Here is a 4,379-nt window from a genome sequence, read left to right on the forward strand (position 1 = left end):
ATGAGCACGTAGATCAGACCAGAAGACCCGCCGGTGCTCCCGGGGCACGGGTAAACGGCTCCAAGACTTCATCGAACACCCCGATCATCAGGGGTGTTGCGACCACCAGTTGAATCCGCCTAGTCACCTGGCGAGGTAGTCAGCGGAGCGACCACCACGTGACTACCTCGCCACGTGACTACCTCGGCGAGGACCGCGGGGGTGGGTAGGATGAAACGGTTCAAACAGGAGGTGCCGAAGGTGTCACACGATCTGCTCGTGCTGCGCGAGGGTGACGACGTCGCGGTCGTCACCAGGGACCTGGCGCCGGGGGACACGGCAGCCGCCCCCGGGGCCACCCCCGTCACCGCCACGGGACCCGTGCCCCGCGGGCACAAGATCGCGCTGCGCGCCGTGCCCGCCGGCGGCCAGGTGCACAAGTACGGTCAGGTCATCGGGGCCGCGACCGTCGACATCGCCCCCGGCGACCATGTGCACGGCCACAACCTCGGCTTCGAGGACGGCACGCGCGAGGCACCGCTCGGCGGCACCCGCACCGAGCTGCCCGTGCCCGACGGCGCCCGGCCCACCTTCCGCGGCTACCGCCGGGCCGACGGGCGGGTCGGCACCCGCAACTTCGTTGCGATCCTGACCAGCGTCAACTGCTCGGCGTCGACGGCGCGCATGATCGCCGACCAGTTCCGCGGCGCCGCGCTGGACGCGTACCCGAACGTCGACGGCGTCATCGCCCTGACCCACACCTCGGGCTGCGGCCTCGTGCCCGACTCCGAGGGCGGCCAGGTGCTGCTGCGCACCCTGCGCGGATACGCCGCGCACCCGAACGTCGCGGGCCTGCTCGTGCTCGGCCTCGGCTGCGAGATGGTGCCCGGCGCCGCCCTCGCCGCCCGCTCGGGCCGGGTCACCGACCTCGGCATGCCGACGGTCGGCCCGCCCGGCACAGGGTCCGGCACAGGGTCCGGCACAGGGTCAGGGTCCGACGTCGAGCAGGGCCTGCTGGCCGCCATCCCGGACGACACCGTGGTGCGGTCGCTGACGATCCAGGAGACCGGCGGCGTGCGGGCGTCGGTGCGCGCGGGGGTCGAGGCCGTCCGCGCGATGCTCCCGCTCGTGAACGCGCGCGAGCGCGTCGAGTGCGACGTGTCGGAGCTGGTGCTCGCCCTCAACTGCGGCGGGTCCGACGGCTACTCGGGCATCACGGCGAACCCGGCGCTCGGCTGGGCGTCCGACCGGCTGGTGGCGTACGGCGCGACGTCGGTGCTCGCGGAGACGCCCGAGGTGTACGGCGCCGAGCACCTGCTCACCGCCCGCGCGACGGAGCCCGCCGTCGCCAAGAAGCTGCTCGACCGCATCGACTGGTGGCGCGACTACGTCCGGGCGGGCGGCGGCACGCTCGACAACAACCCGTCGCCCGGCAACAAGGCGGGCGGGCTGACCACGATCCTCGAGAAGTCCCTCGGCGCGGTCGCCAAGGGCGGACAGGCCGACCTCGGCGCGGTGTACGAGTACGCCGAGCCGATCACCGAGCGCGGGTTCGGCTTCATGGACACCCCCGGCTACGACCCGGTGTCCGTGACGGGCCTCGTGGCGGGCGGCGCGAACGTCGTCGTCTTCACGACGGGGCGCGGGTCGGTGTTCGGCTGCCGCCCGACGCCGTCGATCAAGGTCGCGACGAACACGCCCATGTACACGGCGATGGCCGAGGACATGGACCTCGACGCGGGCGTGATCGTCGACGGCACCGCGACGGTGGCCGAGGTGGGGCAGCAGATCTTCGACCGCGTCCTCGCGGTGGCCTCCGGCGAGCGGACGGTGAGCGAGGAGCTCGAGATCGGGGCCGAGGAGTTCATCCCGTGGCACCTCGGGGCGGTGACCTGAGTCTTTGCCGGCGGGGCCCTCGACGCTCCCGTTAGGCTCGTGAGCATGACAATCGTTCTCACGATCATCGTCCTCCTGGTCGTGTCCCTGTGGTTCACGGTCACGGGTCACCGCACGGCTCAGCGGTCCGAGACGGACCGGCTGGAGCGCAAGCTCGACGCCGTGATGGAGCACCTCGGTGTCGCGGAACCGTGGCCGGCGGGCATCGAGGAGGTGGACCGGCTCATCCTCGAGGGCAAGCGGGTCGAGGCCGTGAAGCGCTACCGCGAGCTCACGGGCGACGGCCTCCTTGACGCGAAGAACGCGGTCGACCGCCGGGCCAGGGGCCTCGGGCGCTGACCCGCGGCGTCGGTCCGGCGCGCGAGGCGGCCGCCCCCACGCGTGGTGGGGGCGGCCGCCTGTCGTCACCTCGGCGCCCTACGGATAGCTCGTCACCGTCGCAGGGACGGTCTCCGTGCCCGCCGCGCGCGGTCCCACCCCGTTGATGACGTGCTCGTACGTCCCCACGCCGCCGAGCGACACCGTGAGCAGCGAGTGCATCCGCACCCCCGGCGTCCGCGGCACCTCGAACCCGTTGTCCGAGGTGATCGAGGCGTCCGACGTGAACACGCAGTACGACCCCAGGCCCCACGCCTGGTGCTGCGTCACGTGGTCGGCGACCTTGTAGGCGGCCCAGCCCCTGATGCCGTCGTGGTTCCACGCGGCCTGGTCCGGCGGGTCGTACGGCAGCTCGTTCTGGTAGAAGATCGTGCGGCCGCGCTCCCCGTTCCACAGGGTGTTGTACTGCTGGTAGTGCTCGACGAAGAGGCCGTAGCCCGCGACGTCGTCACCGTTCACGACGAGCCCGTTGCGCGCCGTGTTGACGTCCCAGCCGATGCCCTCGCCGTGGTCGCCGCGCCACGACCAGACGTGGTCGACGATCGTGTCGTCGGCGTTCACGACGATCGCCTGGTCGACGCGGCCGGCGTGCGCCCCGCCCACGCGCACGAACACGTCGTGCAGCGAGATCGGGTCGTCCGCGTGGTCCGCCGTCGAGCCCTCGGTGCCCACGGTGAGCATCGAGGGGGACTCGGCGGCGCCGGCGTCGAAGAGCACGCCCGCGACGCGGACGCCGTCGACGTCGCCCACGCGCATCGCCGTCTGCCCGGCCGTCGGCACGATCGTGGCGTAGCCCAGCCCGAGCACCACCGTGTCCGCCCGGTCCACCTCGATCGTCCCCGTCGTCTCGTAGATCCCCGGCGTGAGCAGCAGGTGCAGCCCCTGGTCCAGCGCCGCGTTGATCCGCTCGGCCGAGTCGCCGGGCCGGGCCACGTAGAACCGGTCCAGCGGGATCGAGGTGCCCGACGTCGTCCCGCCGTCCCAGGTGGCACCCCGCGTACCGGACCGGAGCGACGGCACGAACACCGCGTAGTCGTCGCCGTCCAGGGAGAGGTAGGGCTTCTCCCGGATGACGCCCGTCGTGTCCAGGGTGGTCACGGCGGGGTCGGGGTACGACGTCGGCGGGGCGTTCTCGGTGCCGGAGAACACCATGTTCCACAGCGTCCCGGCCCAGCCGCCGGTGAGCGTCGAGTCGCGGGTGTACCACTGCTGCTGCGTCCAGGCGCGGACCTCGCCGTCGATCACCGAGTCGGCGACGTACCCGCCCGACGCCCACCCGTACCGCGACGAGTGCAGCATGAGGTTGCCGCGCACGTGCACGCGGCGCATCGGTGCGGCCTGGGAGACGGCCCACCGCATGTCGCCGCCCGACGGCGTCACCGCGAGGTTCTCGACGGAGCGCCAGAAGTTCTGCGTGGCGTTGCCCTCGAACCACTCCGCGTCGGCCCAGACACCGCCGGTGATGTTCACGTCGTCGGGCCTCGTCCCCAGGCCGGAGATCGCGGTGTGGAAACCGGCGTTCACGTGCACGGGGTAGGTGCCGGGCTCGAACAGGAACTGGTGGCGCCCGTCGCCGAACTGGTCCGCCTCCTGCTGGTCGTAGACGGCGTCGAGGGCCGCCTGCACCTGGTCGACGGGCGTGTCGGGACCGAAGACGTGCACGTTGGGCCCGAGGTCGCCGCCGCCGGGGATCGGGTCGCCCGGCTCGGTGGTGCCCTGGCCCGTGAACACCTTGAGCTCGAACAGCGAGTAGCCGTACCCGGTGCCCCGCTCGGTCCCGGTGACGCGCACGTACCGGCCGGAGCCCTGGACGTCGAGGGCGTCGGTGCCGCCGGTCCCGTCCGTCACCGTGGCCAGGGTGTGCCACGTCTCGCCGTCGTCGGACGCCTCGACGCGGAACGCCGTGCCGTAGGCGGTCTCCCAGACGAGCTCGACGCCGCACAGGTCCTGCACCGAGCCGAGGTCGACCCGGATCCACTGCGGGTCGGCGGGCTCGCTGCTCCACCGGGTCTGCGGGTCGCCGTCGACCGCCAGCGCCGCGCCGAACGGGCCCTCGGTGGACGACGCGGTCGCCGTCCGCCCGAGCGCCGCGTTCGCGGTGCCGCACGCGGCCGCGGCCCGGGCCC

3 protein-coding genes are annotated in these 4,379 nt (G+C 72.7%); 2 read left to right on the forward strand and 1 reads right to left on the reverse strand.

Features of this window, described 5'->3' with window-relative positions; genetic code table 11:
- Nucleotides 1-210 precede the first annotated feature (210 nt).
- Complete coding sequence (locus HLB15_RS22740) at nucleotides 211-1,875, forward strand: UxaA family hydrolase (RefSeq protein WP_171108935.1); 1,665 nt, start codon at nucleotides 211-213, stop codon at nucleotides 1,873-1,875.
- A 45-nt stretch (nucleotides 1,876-1,920) separates the two neighbouring features.
- Nucleotides 1,921-2,214 carry a hypothetical protein gene (locus HLB15_RS22745; RefSeq protein WP_171108938.1) on the forward strand — a complete coding sequence of 98 codons (294 nt, stop codon included), beginning with the start codon at nucleotides 1,921-1,923 and terminating at the stop codon, nucleotides 2,212-2,214.
- A gap of 78 nt (nucleotides 2,215-2,292) precedes the next feature.
- Here HLB15_RS22745 and HLB15_RS22750 read toward each other — a convergent pair.
- A partial coding sequence (locus tag HLB15_RS22750) for a discoidin domain-containing protein (RefSeq protein WP_171108940.1) occupies nucleotides 2,293-4,379 on the reverse strand: 2,087 nt, incomplete at its 5' end.

The organism is Promicromonospora citrea (assembly GCF_013004695.1).
In the GTDB taxonomy this organism is placed as follows: domain Bacteria; phylum Actinomycetota; class Actinomycetes; order Actinomycetales; family Cellulomonadaceae; genus Promicromonospora; species Promicromonospora citrea.